General features: G+C 64.3%; 17 protein-coding genes. 5 read left to right on the top strand and 12 right to left on the bottom strand.

Annotated features, from left to right (window positions below; translation table 11 throughout):
• Positions 1 to 16 precede the first annotated feature (16 nt).
• Both AC0Z42_RS22285 and AC0Z42_RS22280 read left to right on the top strand, forming a co-directional pair.
• Entirely contained in the window at positions 17 to 1,000 is a 984-nt protein-coding gene (locus AC0Z42_RS22285) for a DUF1852 domain-containing protein (protein WP_485470368.1), read from the top strand.
• A gap of 25 nt (positions 1,001 to 1,025) precedes the next feature.
• On the top strand, positions 1,026 to 2,054 hold the full coding sequence (locus tag AC0Z42_RS22280) for a methionine synthase (protein WP_485470367.1): 1,029 nt from the start codon (positions 1,026 to 1,028) through the stop codon (positions 2,052 to 2,054).
• A 3-nt stretch (positions 2,055 to 2,057) separates the two neighbouring features.
• Here AC0Z42_RS22280 and AC0Z42_RS22275 read toward each other — a convergent pair whose 3' ends face one another.
• The 7 genes from AC0Z42_RS22275 to AC0Z42_RS22245 all read right to left on the bottom strand — a co-directional run bounded on the left by AC0Z42_RS22275 (position 2,058) and on the right by AC0Z42_RS22245 (position 11,934).
• Entirely contained in the window at positions 2,058 to 4,733 is a 2,676-nt protein-coding gene (locus tag AC0Z42_RS22275; RefSeq protein ID WP_485470366.1) for a bpX6 domain-containing protein, read from the bottom strand.
• Positions 4,717 to 6,534 (bottom strand): hypothetical protein, encoded by a 1,818-nt coding sequence (locus AC0Z42_RS22270; RefSeq protein ID WP_485470365.1) that lies wholly within the window; start codon positions 6,532 to 6,534, stop codon positions 4,717 to 4,719. The genes AC0Z42_RS22275 and AC0Z42_RS22270 overlap by 17 nt, the downstream gene beginning before the upstream one ends.
• A complete protein-coding gene (locus tag AC0Z42_RS22265) occupies positions 6,531 to 6,947 on the bottom strand; it encodes a bpX5 domain-containing protein (RefSeq protein WP_485470364.1) in 417 nt (138 codons plus the stop codon). The genes AC0Z42_RS22270 and AC0Z42_RS22265 overlap by 4 nt, the downstream gene beginning before the upstream one ends.
• On the bottom strand, positions 6,947 to 8,062 hold the full coding sequence (locus tag AC0Z42_RS22260) for an AAA family ATPase (RefSeq protein WP_485470363.1): 1,116 nt from the start codon (positions 8,060 to 8,062) through the stop codon (positions 6,947 to 6,949). The genes AC0Z42_RS22265 and AC0Z42_RS22260 overlap by 1 nt, the downstream gene beginning before the upstream one ends.
• A 199-nt stretch (positions 8,063 to 8,261) precedes the next feature.
• Entirely contained in the window at positions 8,262 to 8,483 is a 222-nt protein-coding gene (locus AC0Z42_RS22255; RefSeq protein ID WP_485470362.1) for a hypothetical protein, read from the bottom strand.
• A 53-nt stretch (positions 8,484 to 8,536) separates the two neighbouring features.
• Positions 8,537 to 10,423 carry a hypothetical protein gene (locus tag AC0Z42_RS22250; RefSeq protein WP_485470361.1) on the bottom strand — a complete coding sequence of 629 codons (1,887 nt, stop codon included), beginning with the start codon at positions 10,421 to 10,423 and terminating at the stop codon, positions 8,537 to 8,539.
• 53 nt (positions 10,424 to 10,476) lie between these two features.
• The gene (locus AC0Z42_RS22245) at positions 10,477 to 11,934 is read right to left on the bottom strand and encodes a cytochrome P450 (RefSeq protein WP_485470360.1); all 1,458 of its coding nucleotides are present in this window, start codon (positions 11,932 to 11,934) and stop codon (positions 10,477 to 10,479) included.
• A gap of 94 nt (positions 11,935 to 12,028) precedes the next feature.
• Here AC0Z42_RS22245 and AC0Z42_RS22240 point away from each other — a divergent pair, with 94 nt between their 5' ends.
• Together AC0Z42_RS22240 and AC0Z42_RS22235 are read left to right on the top strand one after the other, a co-directional pair.
• Positions 12,029 to 12,877 (top strand): AraC family transcriptional regulator, encoded by an 849-nt coding sequence (locus AC0Z42_RS22240; RefSeq protein ID WP_485470359.1) that lies wholly within the window; start codon positions 12,029 to 12,031, stop codon positions 12,875 to 12,877.
• Between the two features lie 158 nt (positions 12,878 to 13,035).
• A complete protein-coding gene (locus tag AC0Z42_RS22235; protein WP_485470358.1) occupies positions 13,036 to 13,839 on the top strand; it encodes a MipA/OmpV family protein in 804 nt (267 codons plus the stop codon).
• On the opposite strand, the gene AC0Z42_RS22230 is transcribed toward AC0Z42_RS22235, so the two are convergent.
• From AC0Z42_RS22230 to AC0Z42_RS22220, 3 genes are all read right to left on the bottom strand, one after another.
• Positions 13,836 to 15,194 carry a sensor histidine kinase gene (locus AC0Z42_RS22230; protein ID WP_485470357.1) on the bottom strand — a complete coding sequence of 453 codons (1,359 nt, stop codon included), beginning with the start codon at positions 15,192 to 15,194 and terminating at the stop codon, positions 13,836 to 13,838. The two genes, AC0Z42_RS22235 and AC0Z42_RS22230, sit on opposite strands and share 4 nt — an antisense overlap.
• Positions 15,191 to 15,853, bottom strand: coding sequence for a response regulator (locus AC0Z42_RS22225; RefSeq protein ID WP_485470356.1), 663 nt, complete (start codon positions 15,851 to 15,853; stop codon positions 15,191 to 15,193). Before AC0Z42_RS22225 ends, AC0Z42_RS22230 begins: the two co-directional genes overlap by 4 nt.
• Before the next feature lie 68 nt (positions 15,854 to 15,921).
• On the bottom strand, positions 15,922 to 16,524 hold the full coding sequence (locus AC0Z42_RS22220; RefSeq protein WP_485470355.1) for an MSMEG_1061 family FMN-dependent PPOX-type flavoprotein: 603 nt from the start codon (positions 16,522 to 16,524) through the stop codon (positions 15,922 to 15,924).
• A 94-nt stretch (positions 16,525 to 16,618) separates the two neighbouring features.
• Here AC0Z42_RS22220 and AC0Z42_RS22215 point away from each other — a divergent pair, with 94 nt between their 5' ends.
• Complete coding sequence (locus tag AC0Z42_RS22215) at positions 16,619 to 17,422, top strand: AraC family transcriptional regulator (RefSeq protein WP_485470354.1); 804 nt, start codon at positions 16,619 to 16,621, stop codon at positions 17,420 to 17,422.
• On the opposite strand, the gene AC0Z42_RS22210 is transcribed toward AC0Z42_RS22215, so the two are convergent.
• The gene (locus AC0Z42_RS22210) at positions 17,415 to 18,680 is read right to left on the bottom strand and encodes a type II toxin-antitoxin system HipA family toxin (protein WP_485470353.1); all 1,266 of its coding nucleotides are present in this window, start codon (positions 18,678 to 18,680) and stop codon (positions 17,415 to 17,417) included. The genes AC0Z42_RS22215 and AC0Z42_RS22210 overlap by 8 nt on opposite strands.
• Complete coding sequence (locus tag AC0Z42_RS22205; RefSeq protein WP_485470352.1) at positions 18,664 to 18,993, bottom strand: helix-turn-helix domain-containing protein; 330 nt, start codon at positions 18,991 to 18,993, stop codon at positions 18,664 to 18,666. The genes AC0Z42_RS22210 and AC0Z42_RS22205 overlap by 17 nt, the downstream gene beginning before the upstream one ends.
• Positions 18,994 to 19,058: the final 65 nt, after the last annotated feature.

Genomic DNA, 19,058 nt, shown 5'->3' with positions numbered 1-19,058 from the left:
AGGACACCGGACCATCATGAGCAACGACTTTTCCTTCACCATCAAGAGCATCCGTTTCGATGAAAATTATCATCCATCGGACACTACGCGCGTCACCACCAACTTCGCCAATCTGGCCAGGGGCAAGAGCCGCCAGGAGAATTTGCGCAATACCCTGAGGATGATAGACAACCGCTTCAACAACCTGGCGCATTGGGACAATCCGAACGGCGATCGCTATGCAGTGGAGCTTGAAATCATTTCGGTTTCAATGAATATTGATGCCGAAGGCAGCAATGATCCGCTGCCATTGATCGAGATATTGAAACCGAATATCGTCGACAAAAAAACCGGTGAGCGCATTGACGGCATTGCAGGCAATAACTTCTCGTCCTATGTGCGCGATTACGATTTCAGCGTGCTGCTGCCGGAGCACAACAATAATAAATCTGCATTCAGCATTCCCGATGATTTTGGCGATTTTCATGGCAAGCTGTTCAAACACTTTGTCAATTCAACGACTTACAAGGCGCATTTCAGCAAGCCGCCGGTGATCTGCATCAGCGCCTCAAGCAGCAAGACCTATCATCGAACTGAAAACCGGCATCCTATCCTGGGCGTCGAGTATCAGCAAAATGAATTTTCCCCGACCGATCAATATTTCGAAAAAATGGGCATGAAAGTTCGCTATTTCATGCCGCCCAACAGCTTTGCGCCGCTGGCTTTTTATTTTATCGGCGACCTGCTTGGCGACTACACCAATCTTGAGCTGATCGGCACCATCAGCACGATGGAAACATTTCAAAAGATTTACCGGCCCGAAATCTACAATGCCAATTCGGTGGCAGGGAAATGTTATCAGCCCAGCCTGCAGAACCAGGACTATTCATTGACGCAAATTGTCTATGACCGGGAAGAGCGCAGCCAGCTGGCTGTGAAGCAGGGCAAATATACAGAAGAGCACTTCATCAAGCCCTACAAAACTGTTCTTGAACAATGGGCTGCCAGTTACGCGCTCTGATTAACCAACACACGACATCACTATCATGAAAAAATTATTGCCTACTTCAACTGCCGGCAGTTTGCCCAAGCCGTCCTGGCTTGCACAACCTGAAAAACTCTGGTCGCCCTGGAAATTGGACGGCGAGGAATTAATCGAAGGCAAACAGGATGCCTTGCGTTTGTCGCTGCAGGAGCAACAGCAGGCAGGCATCGATATTGTCAGTGACGGCGAGCAGACCCGCCAGCATTTCGTCACCACCTTTATCGAGCACCTGAGCGGCGTTGATTTTGACAAACGCGAGACCGTCCGAATTCGTGACCGCTACGATGCGAGCGTGCCGACCGTGGTCGGCGCCGTGAGCCGCCAGAAGCCGGTGTTTGTCGACGACGCCAAGTTTTTACGCCAGCAGACCAGCCAGCCGATCAAATGGGCCCTGCCAGGTCCGATGACGATGATCGATACGCTGTATGACAGCCACTACAAGAGCCGCGAAAAACTGGCCTGGGAATTCGCCAAGATCCTCAATCAGGAAGCGCGGGAACTGGAGGCTGCCGGCGTCGACATCATCCAGTTTGACGAACCCGCATTCAATGTTTTCTTTGACGAGGTCAATGATTGGGGCATCGCTACCCTGGAGCGGGCGATTGAAGGACTCAAATGCGAAACCGCCGTCCATATTTGCTATGGCTACGGTATCAAGGCCAATACCGACTGGAAAAATACGCTGGGTTCAGAGTGGCGTCAATATGAAGAATCGTTCCCCAAGCTGCAGAAATCCAATATCGATATCATCTCGCTGGAATGCCACAACTCGCACGTTCCAATCGACCTGCTTGAACTGATACGCGGCAAAAAAGTGATGGTCGGGGCGATCGACGTGGCAAGCCATGTGATTGAAACGCCAGAGGAAGTCGCCAACACCCTGCGCAATGCATTGCGGTTTGTCGATGCCGACAAGCTCTATCCTTGCACCAACTGCGGCATGGCGCCCTTGCCGCGCCAGGTGGCAAGAGGCAAGCTGAATGCGCTTAGCGCAGGCGCGGAAATCATCCGCAGGGAACTGTCGAGATAGCCTTTACCCCAGCGTCAGCACATGCACTGCGCTATCTTCGCAGCAAACATCCATCAGGCGCCCCGCCAGGTCGAACAGCAATATATGGCCATCATCGACCTGCACGCGCGCCGATTTGCAGTCGGCCAGCGACAGCTGGGCCAGGACTTTTCCGGTCCGGTTGTCTGCTACCAGGCAGTCCAGCGTGTCGCCGTCGTCCGGGTAGCTGCCCACCAGCAGCAACCCTGCCGCCTGTGTCACTTCGATCAAGTAGCATAGGGTCCGCAACGCAAGAGTAAATGGCGCGGCAGAAACGCCGTTATGTACTTGCAGCAACGCATATCCCTTGTCGCGCAGCTCACGCACCAGGGTCGGCGTGTCGCGCGCGTTATGCGGCAGTAGCGCCAGCACTTGATGGCGCGGACGGGGGAAGCTGTCGCGTTGCATCAGGCGGCGCGCCGGCAGCTGATAGCGCCATTGTTCGATCTCCCACTTGGTTTCCAGCAGCAGGGTCTGCGTGCCCTGCTCTTCCAGAAAGGCGACCACGCGCCCTGGCAGGTCGGCCACCTGCCAGCATACCGCCAACTGGTCCTTGCTGGTGTCGATGGCGACCAGGCGGTTGTCGATCACCGCGTTCCACACCAGGCCGTCATAGTTGTCGGCCCAGAAGCGCAGCGGTTCGATGATCCAGTCCGATACCTTGCGCGCGATCAGGTCGATGCGGCTGACGCGCCACTTGCTGTCGCGCTGCACCAGCGCCAGCGCGCGCTGGCCGCCTGCCGCCAGCACCAGCCGCGTGGCCGGCACGGGGAACTGCGCCAGCTGACGGCCATGGCGGTCGATGCGTACCACGCCACCCTCGCCCAGCGCCAGCAGGTAATGGCCGTCGGGCAGGCGGCGGGCATCGTGGATCGCCAGCAGGCCGCGCTCGTCCAGGTGCACGCGCAGCACCTCGCCCCGCGCGGCCAGCCCCGCTGGCGGCGTGGTGGCGCTGATCGACAGCGGCGGCAGGTCGGCTTGCAGGATGGCGCCGTCGGAGAGTGACAACAGCTTGGTCAGCGATTTTTTGTCGAAGTCGCTGCGCCCGGCCATGCGGTCGGCCAGCAGCGGGCGCATCAGTTCTGCCGCGAGGCGTTTGGTGGCGGGCGAATGCTGCGACAGCACCAGCAGTTCCGTAGCCAGGCGCATGCGCTGCTGCACGCCGTGTTCGCTGTCGTCGTCCAGCAGTTGCAGCAGGCGCGCTTCGCTGTCGGCCAGGCTGGCCGGCAGCAGCACCAGTTTCTTGAGCAGCGAACGCAGGCCCAGGGTGCCGCCGGCGCGCTCGCCTTCGAGCAGCCAGACCAGCACCTGGCCTTGTTGTTCCGACAGCGGCCAGATGGCCCCGGCCGCTTCGACCAGCTGGCCGCGCAAGGCCAGGTCTTCGGCCCACAGCTGCCGCATCAGCGGTGCTTGCGCGCTCCTGCGCTTCTCCAGCAGCTGGACTGCGGCGGCAAACGCCTGGCCGAGCTTGGCCAGTTGCACCGCCCGTTCAAGATTGCCTGCCATGCACCACAGGCGCACGGCGATTTCCGGCGCCAGTTCCATGGTTTCGGCCAGCTGGGCGGCCTGCCTGAGGCGGCCATGTTTTTCCAGGTAATCGACCGCCTCGCCGCCTTGCTTGAGCAGTTCGGCCAGCACATAGGTGGCTTCGTCGATCTTGCCTTCACGGTCCAGCCGTTCGAAGGTACGGCGGTAGGTGGTGCGCAAATAGTCTTCCAGTTCGCCACCGAGGCCGATCACGCTGCGCGTGCGGCTCGGGCCGGAGATTTCCAGGTTGCTGCGCGGGCGCGGCGTGCCGAAAGCCTGGCGGCCGGCCTGCGACGAGGTGTCGAGCGGAATCGCATGGCGCAGCGCTTCGGCCGTATCGCCTTTTTCAAGCAATTCCATCATCTTGCGCAGGTAGGCGGCCTGGCGCCAGCCGATGATGCTGGAAGCGCGCGTGACAATCGCCAGCCGGCTTGCCAGCGCGGCCAGGCGCTGCCCCAGCGCCGAGGGCTGCTGCTGGCTGGCCTGTTGCCCGGAAGCGGCCTGCGCGTGGGTGCCAAGCAGCTTGGCCAGGATGCCCGCCATGCCGGCTACCACCTGCCCGACACCGGCGCCAGGTAGCGCCGAGCGCTGGCCGTGCCTGGCCTGGTCGAGCTGTTGCAGAAAATCGCCGCGGCTGGTGCTGAGCGGCGCCAGCGCGCCCGAAAAAATGTCATGCACGGGCAGCGCTGCCAGCAGTGCCGAATCGGCAGCGGCGGCGCGCGGTGGCCGCAGCGGCGCATGCAGGGCAATCGCATCCAGCTCGAGCCACGCGGCGGGGTCGATGCGCGGCGAGGCGGCAAGACTGATCAGCTGCGCTTGCGCCGCGCGCACCAGCCAGAAGCATGATGGTGGCGTGGCGGCGCGCTCGTCTGGCGCCAATGGCGCACTGCTGAGTATGCCCGCCTGCTGGCACAGCGCCAGGCCATCGAGCAGCTCGCAACGGGCCTGGCGCGGGGTTGCCAGCAGCAGCAGCCAGCCGTCCTGCACCAGATGCAGCCGCGCGCCTGGCGCCCAGTGGCGCAGCACGCGCCGGCGCGCCTCGGCCTCGCCGGTCAGCGCCAGGTCGAACCACAGCGCATGCACCAGCTGCATGCCCTCATGCAGGGGGCGGCGTACTTTATTCACCGGTGTCATCGGCACCGCCATCGCAGGAAATTTGCAGCAGTGGCTGCTCGCCATCGAGATCGCGCACCACCACTGTGCTGCTCCTGGCCGTGAGCCAGGCGATGCGGGCACTGGCCGCGTCCATGCTGGCCTGCTGTATCGCTTCGGTCGAGGTGGCCAGTTCGTAGCGCAGATGGCCGACCCGCAATTCGATGCGGCGGCGCCCCGGATGCAGTACCACCAGGCCAGGCTTCGGGTGCTTGCGGATGATGGCCACGCCAAGTACGGTGGCGCCATCGTCAATGTCGATCGTCTCGCCCTGGTCGCGGCTGCCTACCCACCATTGCTTTGCGCCGGTTTTCAGCGCCAGCAGATTGCTGCCATAGCCGCCGGCCGCACCCTTGATGACGCCATACAGCAGTTCGCTGGCGGCGTGTTCGAGCCGCAGCATTTTCTCGGGCGATGCCTGCTGGCCGGTCCAGCGATACAGCTGCACGCCGCCGCCGTCGGCGCAGGCGATGAACAGTGTGCCGCTGATTTGATGGGTGCCGATCACGTTGTCGAGCAACTGGTGAAACGAAACCGTCGCCCTGGCCGTGCGCGACGGTGCGGCGACGGCTTGCCAGCAGACCAGGCTTTTTTTTGTATCGAGCACGGCGACATATTCGTGCTTCTTGAGGGGGTCGCTTGAGATCACGTGAAACGCTTCGAGCCAGCGCGCCATGCCGGGCGGCGCATGAAAATCTTCCAGCGGCGGCCGCTCGCAAACGATCGGTGTGCCGGAAAACAGCGGGCTGGGAAAGTTGTGAAAAGCCAGCGTGCCATCGGCGCTGGTGATGCACGACAGCGTGGTCTTGAACACGCCTGCGGCGAGGATGGCGCCATGCGCGGGGACGGACAGGATGCGGTATTTGCCCGGCTTGAAAGACGCCGACTGCGGCACGTGATAGACGATGCCACTACCGTCGAGTTGCCGCACGCAGACCAGCTTGCCGCCACTGGCAAAGCGCGGCGCCTGCGCGCGCGATGGCCGGTTGTCGCGGTGGTGGATCACGCCCGGTGGCGCGGCAGGTGTAAACGGCTTGCGCAACAGGCGCACGGCGGCAGGCGCATCGGGCAGTTCCAGTTGCAGCGTGCGCTGGTCGCGCCGCTGCCGCAGGTTGACGTGCAGGTGGTTGCCGCACAGGGCGCGGCGAATTTCAACCCGTTCGCGCGCCTGCCTGGGGGCGTCGCCAGTGACGCCGATCAGCCAGCAGTCGGCCAGGTCGCCGCCCAGCATGGTTTCCCACTGCTGCGCCGCATCCACGGGCGCCGGCTGCAAGGTGCGCGAGCGGATCAGCTTGCGCAGCGCCTCCTGCCCGCTATCGTCGAACATGACGCCTGGCCGCTGCCAGATGCCCCAGCGAAACTGGGCGCCGGCCTGTTGCGCGCGGCGCGCCAGCAGGATGAACAGCGCCAGGTGCGCCAGGCGCGGTTCGCCCAGTTGCGCCAGGCCGGCGTCGAACAGCGCCACGCTGTGCAGCGAACGCTGGTGCACGGCCGGTTCCGGGCCGTTGAACAGCAGTTCACCACTGCCGGCGCGGCGCAAAAATTCATCCGGCTCGACGTCGGCGACCAGCCACTCCGTCATCAGCAGGCGTTCGTAGTTGCCGCGCCGCACGATGTTGCCGATGCCTTCCGGCTCGGCGCCGCGCTCCAGCGTGGCGGTGCTGAGCTTGCCGATCAGCGGATGCAGGCGCAGCAGCAGCGCGCCGACGGCCGGTGCCAGGTCGGGCGGAAACAGGGTCAGCCAGGAGGTCCATGGCTCCAGGGCGGTCGGCAGCGCTGTCATGCCATTACCTGCGCCAGCCAGTCCAGCAGGGAAGGCGTCAGCGCCTGCGCGCCGGCCAGCGGCAGCAGCAGTTCCGGCGCGTGCCACAGCAGTACCGGGCTGCTGGCGGCACGTTCGATCAGCTTCGTTTGCACCAGGTCGGCTGGCAGGGTTGGCGCCAGATGCGTGGGGGTCCACAAATTGGGCGCCTGTGGATCCGGCGCGCAATAGCGTGCGCCGTCGATCCACGGCAGCGCCTGGTTGGCGCCCAGCAGTACCAGCAGGTCGCGCGTGGCCACCACCGACAGCGCCTGCAGCTGTTTGATGCTGCATGATTGCAATAGCGGCAGCAGCGCGGGTGCCAGCGTTGCAGGTGCGACCAACCCGGCCGGTACCAGCGCGATGGCGCGCGCTTGCCAGGCCATCACCGGCATCAGCGCTGGCCCGCCGCAGCGATCAGGCGCTGGCGGCGCTGCGCCAGTTCTTCCGGCATCTGCGTGGCATCGAAATTGGCGTCGATTTCGCGCAGCAGCGCTTCGATCCGCGTGCGCTCGCCACCGCTATCGGCCAGCAACAGATCGGCGCTTTCCATCAGCCGCGCCAGGCGCGCCATTGGCTGTTGCGCCACCTGTTCGACCACCGCCTGCAACAGCGGATGGCTGGCGTCGGCCAGCAGCTCGCGCAGGGTTTCGCGGGCGCTCTGCTGGCCGGCGGCGGTCGGTATTACATACAGCAGTGGCCACAGGTCGGCGCGCGTGGCGGCACGACGGCCGGCCAGCACGGCGGCCGCAGCGATCAGCTGCTGGGCCTTGACGATGCGGCGGTCCGACAGTTGCACGTGGGCCTGGCGCAGCAGGCGGATCGCCTGCGCCAGCGCCAGCCGCACGCCTTCCATGTCGACCTGCGGCACGGCCTGGTTCAGCACATCCAGGCTGGCCAGCTCGGCCATCGCCGTCACGCTCTTCTGGCTGGCCGCCCAGCCGCCCGCCAGCAGGTCTTCCAGGCGATTGTCCGGCACCGGCTCGACGAACACATGCAGCAGGAAGCGGTCGGCGAATGCCGCCAGGCCTTCATCCTCGGGCAGGGCATTGGCCGCACCGACGCAGACGCGCAGCGGGCAATCGATGCGCGTATGGCCGCGCCGGAACTGGCGTTCGTTCAGCAGGCCCAGCAGGGTGTTAAGGATGGCGGTCGAGCCGAGGAAGACTTCGTCGAGGAAGGCGATTTCCGCCTCCGGCAGCATGCCGGCGATATCGGTTTCGACTTGGCCCTCGCGCAGCTTGCTCAGGTTGACAGGGCCGAACAGCTCGGACGGCTCGGTAAAGCGGCCCAGCAGGTATTCGAAGTACTGCCCGCCCAGGCTGTGCGCCACGCGCCGCACCACCGCGCTCTTGGCCGTGCCGGGCGGCCCGATCACCAGCAAATGCTCCTGCGCGACCGCCGCCAGTATCATCAGTTCGGCCAGCTGTTCGCGCTCGACCAGGCCGGCGGTGGCCTCGCGTATGGCGGCGCGCAAATGCTGTGCCGCTTGATTCACAAGCAATGTCATGGGAGCTCTGGGCAATGTCAAGAATGGCATCTTAACAAGGAATTGCTATTGTGTCCGGCGCAATATGGCGATTGCACAACTTCAGAGATCGAGCTCCCGGGTCTCATCCATCGTTTGCGTGCCTATGCCTACGCCAGCGCCATGCATATGCACAGCGCCGCTTTTCCAGCCACGGCCATGCGGCTCGCGGCGGTGATGTTCAGCACTCCGTGCGTTGTTCGCGCGTGTCGTGGCTGGCGGGACTCTTGCGTGCGCCGCTGCTGTCGCGATTGGCGGACGAAATTTGCTCGGCAATGGCTGAATCCACCGGGTGGAGCCCGCCGCGGCGCAAGGTGTCTTGCACCAGTTGCACCATCCGGTCTTCGCCGGGCCGCAAGAAACGCGAGGTGCGATATTGCGGCATGTTTTCATTGTCTGACATGGTGAAATCCTTTCTTGACGGAATTGTCATTTCGACGCTCCGCATCTGATACTTTATAACCAATTGGGTGGCGATGCAATTGCCAGCGGAATCGCCGACGTCAGCGTCAGTTTCTGGGTACTGGAAATATCGCAGCGGCTATCCATTGTGTACTGAGACTCGTTTTTCGCGGTCAGGGTCAAACACATGCCGTGGTGGCCGGCCGGCAAATTGAGCTCTTGCGTGCGTCCGCCGGCATCGCGCCACAGCGCGATCGAGCGTACCGGGCGGCTTTCCAGCCAGTTGGAGCGGTCCACCAGGGCCGCACAGGTCAAGGTCAGAACGGATGAACCCGGGTCGTCGGCCAGTACCGTGGCATAGCGCGCCGGCCAGCGCGTGGCCAGCTGGGGGCCGTCCATCAGCAGCGCGATGACGAGGTTGGGGCCGACGGCGCGGATGACGGACATGGCCGGATCGGTGCGCGCCAGGTCTTCACAGATCAGCACGGCCAACGAGACGCCGCGGCGTATCGCATAAAACGGCAAGTCGCGGTCTGCAATATCGATGCCTTCCCACCATTGCCGGGCACGCAGTGCTTCGCTGGCCGGCGAGCGGTCGGGAAAGTTCAGCGCATAGCGTTGTACCTGCGCCGGATCAAGCGACCAGCGGTGATGTTTCGACTGGCTGCTCATTACCAGCGGGCCGTCGCCGGGCAAACTGCCATTGGCGACCTTGGGAAACAGATAGGTACTGGCCTGGTTGTGCGGCAAGCGTGCGCCGCCATGGCCGTTGGGCGCGCCATGGTCGAGTACGCCACTGATGAAAAAGTCGATATTTTCTTCGCGCAAGTGGGCCGCCACTGCATTGGCCAGTTCGCGCGACAAGGCACACTCGGGCATGACGATGCCGTGGATCTCGTCGCTGCCACATTCGGTGCGCGCCTGCTCCAGCAGTGGCTGGAACAGTTCCGCCACCACGCTCGGGCCATTCAATTTGCGCTGTCCTTTCCTGAGCCATAGCTGGCGCAGTTCGAAAAATGCGCCGGTCGACGTATGCCTGTTCAGCGCTATCTTGTCTTCGCGTAAGTGAAAACTGGTTTCGGGCATGTGAAACGGATACGGCACCAGCAGCAGACGCAGCTTGGAATCGCGCTCTGCCGGCTTGCGGTTGGCCGCGCCGTTGCCGGCAGCGTCATCGTGATCGTGATCGATTCTGTCGCGCGCCACGCCAAACGATTTGTCGACCAGCTGCCAGCTCGGCTTGACTTCCAGGCTGCTGGGCAGCAGCGCCAGATGATGGCTCATGGAGCGGATGGTGCAGCCTACGCCGGCCGTCATCGACTTCGGCAACACCACTGCCGCATCGGTCATGATCAGCGAACACAGGGAGGTCGGCACGAACGGCAGCACATAAACCGGCCCGTCTTTTTTCAGCAGCTCGTGCTGGTCCAGCAAACTGGTCATGACCATGTTGACCAGCAGATTGACTGCGCCGGGTGCTTCGGTGCTTGAGGTATCCACCGGCGCCCAGCCCATGCCGTTACACGATTCGTCGGCAATCGCCAGCAGCAGGAACAGCACGTCGCGCACGTCTTTGCGGCATTTGATGTCGCCCAGCTTGACATCGCCGAACGCGAGCAAGGCAGTCCATAACTGTTGCACGTCGGGCGGCGCGACATAGCCGGTGGTCCAGATTTTGGCCGCGGCATAGATGCGCCGGAAATACTCGCGGTGCTGTTCCAGCGCCGCCGTATCGGGGCCGGCCAGCATGCAGCAGCTGGCTTTTTCAACCAGGGTGGCGGCAACCGCAAACAGATCGGGCGGCCATGCCGGACAACGCGTCCAGCTGAGGCCCGCCTGCCCCCTGCTGACATGGCTTTTCGAGCGCAGCTCGGTGAGGTAAATCTCACCTTCGGTACCGCTTTGCAGCAGGGTCTTGATGATGTCCATGACTACCATCATTTTTCCTTGTCCAGGTATGGTCACCCCCAACTGCGTGACGCAAGACCCTCAGTCTAGGACTGGACGACAGGCGATGGTTGATGTGGCTCAAACGTGCCGTGCGGCGGCGGCGTATCGGCGCATATGTCGCGCGTGCGCAGCCGCATGTGCAAAGCCTGTGGCGACATCGTGAAACCCATCAGCTCTGCGGGTTCCCTGCCGTTTTTCGTATCGATGGCGGTGATCTCGAACGTCGCCAGCAGCATGGCACAGGCCACCTTGATTTCCAGCAGCGCCAGATAGCGTCCGGGGCAGGTCCGTGGGCCGGCGCCGAAGGGTGTCGAGGCCGGTTTGCCGATGGCCTCGCCGTCCTGGCGCAAGCCGCGGCCGGGATCGAAGTCGCTGTCAGGCGGCATATCGCTGCCGTGGCGCATCACGCACCAGACCAGGCCGCCTTTCGGCACGGCTACATCGCCCACCATGCTGTCGCGCAGGGCTTCGAGCGGGATGAAGGGCGTGGCCGGTTTCAGCCGCAGCGCTTCCTGGGCGCAGGCGTCCAGGTAGGCAAGCGCGTCCATCTGCTCGATGGTGTAACGCGCCGGCTCGGGCGCCACGCGCAGCACTTCCTCGCGCGCCAGCCGCAGCGCGGCCGGGTTGCCTTGCAATAGATACAGCAGCCATGCCAGCGCGCTGCTGGTGGTTTCCTCGCCGGCCAGCAGCATGGTGGCGACGTTGCCGGCAACAATATTGTCGTCGATGCCGCTGCCCTCTTCGTGCGCCGCGCACAGCATCGCTTCGAGCAGGTTGGCCGGGTGCTGGCGGCGTGCCGGTTCGGCATCAAGCCGCGTGCGTGCGCCGGCGACCAGCTCATCGACGGCTGTGCGCAGCGCGGCGACGCTGGCGTCGAGCTCGCGTTCGCGCGCCAGCTTCAGGTAGCGCCAGTAAGGGAATGGCGCCATCGAGCGGCGCGCCACGCCGGCCAGAATGATTTCCATATGGCGCTGCAGCGCATGCTCGCCGTGCTCGAGGGTATTGACCTCGATACCGAAGGCCAGGCCGGCAATGATGTCGATGCTGTAGCACTTCAGGTCGACCGCCAGTTCGATGCTTTTATCGGCCTGCGCGGCCTGGCGCCAGCGTTCCTGCAGGCGCAGGCTGGTACTCACCAGGGCCGGAAAATAGGCCTTGACGGCGTGCGGGGCCAGCGCGGCCATGACCATGCGGCGCTGTGCGCGCCAGGCCACGCCTTCGGCCATGATGAGGCCGGGGCGGCCATCCATTTCCATCGCCACTTGCGCCGTGGCGGACGGGCGGCGAAAGCCATCGGGCCGGTCGCGCAGCACGGCGCCGACCAGTATCGGGTCGGCCACCACCAGCACCGGCGTGCTGGCAAAGCGCATGGCGAACAGCGGGCCGTATTGTCTGGCCCACGCTTCTACCTGGAGATGCATGCGCGTGGGCGACAGTTGCGGCAGGTTGCCCAGCAGTGGCCAGGGACGTGGCCCGGGCAGGTCGGCAAGGTGGCGTGGCATGATTTCTCCTGAAGGGTGTGGCGCCAGTGTGCCGCGGCAAGAAATTACCGTCTTGAACGTTTGCGACAAGCTGCCGCCGGGTTAGAATTTCCCCATGCCCGATCCCGCCGCCACGCGTTTGCTCGCCCCGCCCCAGGTACTGGTTTCCTGCGTGCGCGCGCTGGTCACGCGCAGCACGGTCGAGTCGCCGCTGCTCGATCCGCGCGACCGCTACAACCACTCGCCGGCCACGCCGCTGTGCACGATTGCCTGGTTTATCGAGGGCGAGGGCGAACTGGTGATGCCAGCTGGCTTGCCGGTGTCGCCGGTACCGGTGCGCGCCGTGTTTGCCGGCCCGCAAACGCAGCCGACCACCAGCTGGAATCCCGGCCCGGTGCGATTGTTCATGGTGATGTTTTATCCGCAGGCCCTGCAGGTGATCAGCGGCATCGACATGGCCTCATGCGTGGACCGCTGGGCGGCGCTGGATGACGTGCTGGGCGCCGAATGGCAGGCCCTGTCCGATGCGATCCTGGCAGCGCCTGACGACACTGTGCGCCTGGCGCTGCTGGAACAGTTCGTGGCGCCGCGCTGGCTGGCGGCGCGGTCGATGGGACCGGGCGCGCTGGCGGGTGACTGGGTGCGTCATCTGGCGTGGCAGGTGGCCGATACGGCCTTGGGGCGCGGCGTGCGCAATATCGAGCGCCGCATCAAGGCGCGCGCCGGGCAATCGATGCGCAGCCTGTTGCGGCTGCGGCGTGCCGAGCAGGCCTTTTTCGATGCCCGCGACAAAGCCCGGGCCGGCGCGGCGAACCTGGCGGATGTGGCCGCGCAGGGTGGTTATGCGGACCAGGCGCACCTCTGCCGTGAAGTGCGCGGCATCACCGGCCACAGCCCTGGCAAGTTCCTGCGGCTGCTGGCATCCGGCGACGAGAGCTACTGGATCTACCGCATCTGGGTGTAGCCAGCGGCGGCACCGATATCCGGATCACGGCGCTTTCTTCCTAAAAACTTATTAATCCCGGTCGTGCATGATGGCTGCAAGCACAGGCAGATCGTCCCTGTGCCTTCCCGTATTGCACCGGCCAGTCACGCTGGCTTAACCTTGGAAAGACACAACGCATGACGCAAGCACACACAGCATATTCCCGTTACGCCTACGCACTGCTGGCCGCCACCCTCGCCCTCGCCACCCAGCACGCCGCCCAGGCACAGGTCCTGGCGCCCGAACTGGCTGCCAAAGAAGCCTCGCCGGCACCATCGCAATGGGGGCTGGGCCTGGGCGTGGGACTGGACCGCAAGGCCTATCGCGATTTCGACAACGACGTCAAGGCCTTGCCGATACTATTGTTTGAAAACCGCCATGTCAGCTTTTTCGGCACCACGCTTGACGCCAAGCTGCCATCAAGCGGTCCGCTGTCGTTCCGCTTGCGCGCACGCTACGCCAACGATGGCTATGAAGCCAAGGATTCGCCATTTCTTCGCGGCATGGCCGAGCGCAAGGGCGGCGTATGGGTCGGTGGCGCCGTGCTGTGGCGTGGCAGCGTGATCAATGCCTCGGCCGAAGCGCTGGCCGCCACCGGCGACGCCGAAGGCAAGCGCGTCAAGCTGGAACTGAACCGCAACTTCCAGGCCGGCGCCTTCACCCTCACGCCGCGCGTGGCGGCCATTTGGCAGGACAAGAAATTTGTCGATTACTACTACGGCGTGCGCGCTGCCGAAGTACGCGCCGGCCGTGCCGCCTACACCGGCGACGCCGCCAGTAATGTCGAAGTGGGACTGCGCGTCGGCTATGCCGTGGCGCCGCGCCACAATGTGTTTGTTGACCTCAGCGCCACCAGACTGGGCGGCGCCATCAAGGACAGTCCGCTGGTGGACCGCTCGAACCAGAGCAGCGTCAAGGCTGGCTACCTGTACAGCTTTTAAGGGGCTGGAAACAACCGGGGAAACACGATGCGCACGCAAAAACCGCGTCCATCGAGGCCGGCGCCGGTAACGATGCCGGCCTGGTGCAGCCGCGCAATGGCCGCCACCAGCGACAGGCCGATGCCGCTGCCACGCCCCTGCTTGCCTTCGGCAAGGCGGTAAAAGCGCTGGAAGATACGCTCGCGTTCGGCTTCCGGCACGCCGGGGCCGTCGTCGGCCACTTCCAGGTAGACCTGGTTGTCGGCATGGCCGCAGGCGATGCGCACGCGCCCGCCGGGCGGCGCAAAGCGCAGCGCATTGTCGATCAGGTTGCGCAGCAGGATGCCGATTTCGTCGATATCGCAGGCGATCTGGCACGGCGTGGCGGCGATGATCAGGCTGCGCCCCTGCTGCTCGGCAACAACGTCGAATTCGCGCACCACATGCACCGTCAGTTCACTCAAGTCGGCCAGCGCCGCGTGCGCCAGGTGGCTGCCGGCGTCGAGCCGCGCCAGGTCGAGCAGCTGCTCGGACAACCGCGTGCTGCGCTGGGCCACCGCCAGCAGCTTGCCCAGCGCGGCGTCTTTTTCGGCCAGCGTGGCAGCTTTCAACGCCACTTGCGCCTGGGCCTGCAGCGCCGACAGCGGCGTGCGCAATTCATGGGCGGCATCATCGATGAAGCGCCGCTCGCCTTGCACCGCCTGGCCCACCTGGTCCAGCAAATGATTGAACGACACGATCAGCGGATGCAGTTCTGCCGGCAGTTGTGCCAGCGGCAGTGGCGTGAGGTCAAACTTTCCCCGCTGGCGCAGGGCGGCGCCGATGTCCACCACCGGGTTCAGCGCGCGCCGCACGGCATAGGCCATCAGCACGCCGCCCATCAGCAATAAAAAGGTGCTGATGCCGAGCACGGTCAGCACCTTGAGCCTGATTTCGGCGTCGATGGTGCTGCGCAGGTTGCCGACCTGTGCATGGATGGTGCCGCTGCTGTCGGCCACCGAATACACGCGCCACTCCTGTCCATCGATGAGCGTGGTGCTGTAGCCGTCGACGAAGTCCGGTCGCAACGGCGTGAGCGGCGAGTCCGGCGCGCGCACTACCAGGCGCGTCCGGTTGCTCCATATCTGGAAGCTGGTATCGCTGTCGTACGATGGCTTGTCGTCGGGCGGGAACACGCCAGGCCTGGCGGCGTCGAGCGTGCCGAGGCCCGGTGGCATGGAGTGCAAGATCCGGTTGCCGATATTGCGCAGATCATTATCCCAGGCAAAGCCTTCACCGAGCGTGGTATAGCTGACCGCCAGCGCCAGCACCAGTACCCAGCAGAAGGCGATACAACTGCTTATCACCAGCAGCATGCGTGCGCGCAGCGACTTCATGCGTCGCCTTCTATCATGTAGCCCTGGCCGTGGACGGTAGTGATGATGTTGTCACCGAGCTTGCGCCGCAACTGATGGATAAAGACCGCGATGGTATTGCTTTCGATCGCGCTGGCGCTGCCATACACCATTTCGTGCAGGTAATCGCGGGTCACCACGTGGCCGGGCCGCTCCAGCAAGGCCAGCAGGGTGCGGTATTCATGGGCGCTCAGTGCAACGCGCTGGCCGGCGCGCGTGACGACCCGCTTGCCGAGGTCGAGCTGGACCTCGCCGCAGGTCAGCAGCGGCACTACCCTGCCCTGGCTGCGCCGGATCACCGCCCGCACGCGGGCCCACAGTTCATCGAACTGGAACGGCTTGAGCAGGTAATCGTCGGCGCCCGCGTCGAGCCCGGCAATGCGTTCGCTGAGCTGGCCGCGCGCCGTCAGGATCAGCACCGGCGTCACGTCGTAGCGGGCGCGCATGGTCTTGAGCAGGCTCAGGCCTGATTCGCGCGGCAGGCCCAGGTCGAGCAACATCACCGAATACTGGCTGTCGAGCTGCAGCAGCCGGGCCGAGGCCGCGTCAAAGGCATGATCGATTTGCCAGCCATTCTGCCGCGCGCCATCGCAGACGGCTTCAGCCAGCATGGCATCGTCTTCAACCAGTAATATATGCACGGCAGGCTCTCGAAAAGGCGCGAAAGCGGCAATGGTACCGCGCGCCGATTAAGTGCTTGTTAATGCCATCAATACAGATCGCCGCGGATCGCCGTGTAATAACCCTCGTCCATCGCCCTGGCCGTGCTGCTGTCCTCGCCCGTCATGGCTGCCTTGATTTCGCCGGGCGACGGCACGTCCTTGCGGTCGAGCATCGATTCCGGCTGCCACAGTTTTGCGCGGTTGATGGCTTTGCCGCAGTGGAACAGCACTTCATCGATCCGTACCACGATGGCGGTCTTCGGCACGCGTTCGCCTTCAGCCAGCGCCAGCAGCAGATCCGGATTGAGCGAAATGGCGGCATGGCCATTGATGCGCATGAACACTTCCAGGCCGGGAAAAATGAACAGCATGCCGATGCGGTCGTCCTGTTGCAGATTGGTGAGCGAGGCGATGCGGTTGTTGCCGGGCCAGTCGGCAAACGCCACCGTCTTGTTGTCGAGTGCATGCACGAAGCCCGGCGCGCCGCCGCGCGGCGAGGCGTCAAGGCCGTCGGCGCTGCCGCTGGCCAGGCAAAAGAAGGTTGCCGCTTTCAGATAGCTCAGGTGAAACGGCAGCAAGTGGCCGAGCACGCCCTTGACGATCATGTCGGACGGCGGCGCGTACAGTTCAGCGAGGTCAACGGTGGTCATGCGGTTCTCCTTGGCAGCAATGATGATTGCCACGATAGCGCTGAAACCTTGGCGCTGCTAAGCTATAGGTGCCAATCAATAGCTCAATGACGCCATGTTACCTGCCGATACACTGGAAACCAAGCTCCGCCACGCCGTCAGCATGGCCGATGGCGAGCCGCCCCTGATCGCCGTTATCGCCAGGGAAAGCGTGCCGCGCGAGTCGGTGCCGCACAGCCATCCGCCGGGCCAGCTGCTGGGCCTGTTTTCGGGCCTGCTGACGGTGCGCACCGACGCCGGCGCCTGGACCATTCCCACCACGCACGCCGTATGGATACCGTCGTCCGTCACGCACGCGGCCAGGTCGCATGGCCCGTTTGCCGGCTGGGCCGTGTATGTGGCGCCACAGCACTGTGTAGCCCTGCCGCAAGCGCCGTGCGCGATTGCGGTGCCGGGCTTGTTGCGCGAGGCGGTGCTGCGCGCGGCGCAGTGGGACGCGGCGCCGCTCGATGGCGCCAGGGCGCGCGTGGCGCAGATGCTGATCGATGAAATCGCCAGTGCGCCGGTCGATCCGCTGGGCTTGCCGATGCCGCGCGAAGCGCGTCTGCTGCGCATCGCCAGCGCCCTGATCGCCGACCCGGCCGATGCGCGCACGCTGGAGCAATGGGCCAGCTGGGCCAACCTGGCGCCGCGCACCCTGAGCCGGCGTTTTGCCGTCGAGACGGGCATGAGTCTGACCGCCTGGCGCCAGCGCGTGCGCCTGCTGCGATCGCTGGAACTGCTGGCCGGCGGCTTGCCCGTGACGACGGTGGCGTTTGATCTGGGCTACGCCAATGTCAGCGCCTTTATCGCCCTGTTCCGGCGCACCTTCGGCACCACGCCGGGGCGGTATTTTGCGCCTGGACCGGCTGCTATCTGACGACCGGCGCCACGCTCAACTTTGCCAGCATCGTTTGCAAGCGCTGTTGCATGCTGGCGCGCAAGGCGGCATCGAGCAGCGGTGCGATATCCGCGTAGCCATCCTCGATGCGTTTCAAGAGGGCATCGAAATGGTCTGATGCGTCCGCATGGGTGGCGAAGCCGAAACGCAGGTAGTCCTGCAGCATCGCCTCGCGCGTGATGTCGTGGCGGCCGGCGCTCACTTGCATGACCAGCACGCCGGGATCGTCTTGCGTATCCGGCACGACATCGAAGGCGGGTGACAGGCGCCAGCGTTGCTGATCGAGGTCGAACAGCACGGCGTGGTTGCGCGGATGATCGTCGTTATTGCCGACCACGCCGTTGAACACCATGCGGCCAAATAGTTCGATGCCGTCTTCCGGCGGCGCGCCGATGCGCTTGAGCTCTTCGGCCAGGCGCGGATAACTGGCGCCGCTGCTGTCGGCCGCTTCCACCGGTGGATACTGCACTTGCAGCAGGGACGCGGCGCTGACGGTCATGATGCGTTGCGCGCCGCGCCGGTCGAAGCGCAGGATGCGCAGCACGCTGCGCCCGATGCCCAGCCGATGGTGGCGCGTGTCGGCGAAACGCAGGCCGGCCCTTCTGCCCCACTGCATCGTGGCATGCTCAAGCAGCGCCAGGTCGACCGTATCGGTCATCAGGCCCGGCTTCACCAGCCAGTAGTCGTCGCCGTCCTGTACCGTGGCTTTCGGCCGGGCGCCACCCATGCTGGGCGTGGCAAACAGGCGCTTGCGCAATGGCCCATCGATGGCCGGTTTGGCTTGCGCAATCGCCAGCACTTCCTGCACCAGCGCATCGAGGCGGTGCAGCCGGGGGCTGGCCAGTTTCGCGACATGCGGTTTGCGCGACTCTCCGACCGCCAGTGCGCCCCAGCGGTCGCCATTGCCGGACAGGCGCAAAAAGTCGATGGCCGTGGCGTGTACACCCAGTTGGTGTTCCCGGCGTATCAGCATCTGCCCCCAGGAGTCCGGGCTGGCGTCGCGCAGCACGTCGTGCAAGCCGTCATAACGCTGCGCCGGGTAGTCCACGCCGGGAACGAAAGGCAGGTTGACCGGATCGATGGCCCAGGACAATCCCGCTTCGACATAGCTGGGCGCATAGCGGAAGCTGCCGCTGCCGGCATGCGCATCGGGCAGGTAGCGGCCGGCCACCACCCACTCGCCATTGTCGGGGCGCTGCAGGTAGACGAACAGCGGGCGCTCAGAAGTAGTCATCATCGCCCTCCTTCAAGCCTGGCCGGCTGCGCATTGCCGGGCTGTTCATCTGCCACAGCGCCACCTCGAGTTCCGGCGCGGCCATGCCGAGCATGCCGAGCACGTGGAAGGCGGCCAGGAACAGGCCTACGTTGACGGACGCTTCGCCGCGCTCCATGCGCTGCAGGGTCGGATGTGAAATGTCGAGACGGGCGCACAGGTCGCGCGCCGTGATGTTTTGCTGTACCCGCTGCTTGCGCACGCACTGGCCCCAGGTGCGCAGCCGTTCGTTGACGAGGGTGGGCATGGTATCGGGGCTGCGCAGGCGTTTTGTCATGATTGAAGAGTGAACATATTTTTTATATTGTAGTCCTTAAATGAAAAATGATGTCGATATTGGTT

Source organism: Janthinobacterium sp. 1L-D-8-B-C4 (genome assembly GCF_057291295.1).
This window is presented reverse-complemented; position numbering and strand designations above follow the sequence as displayed.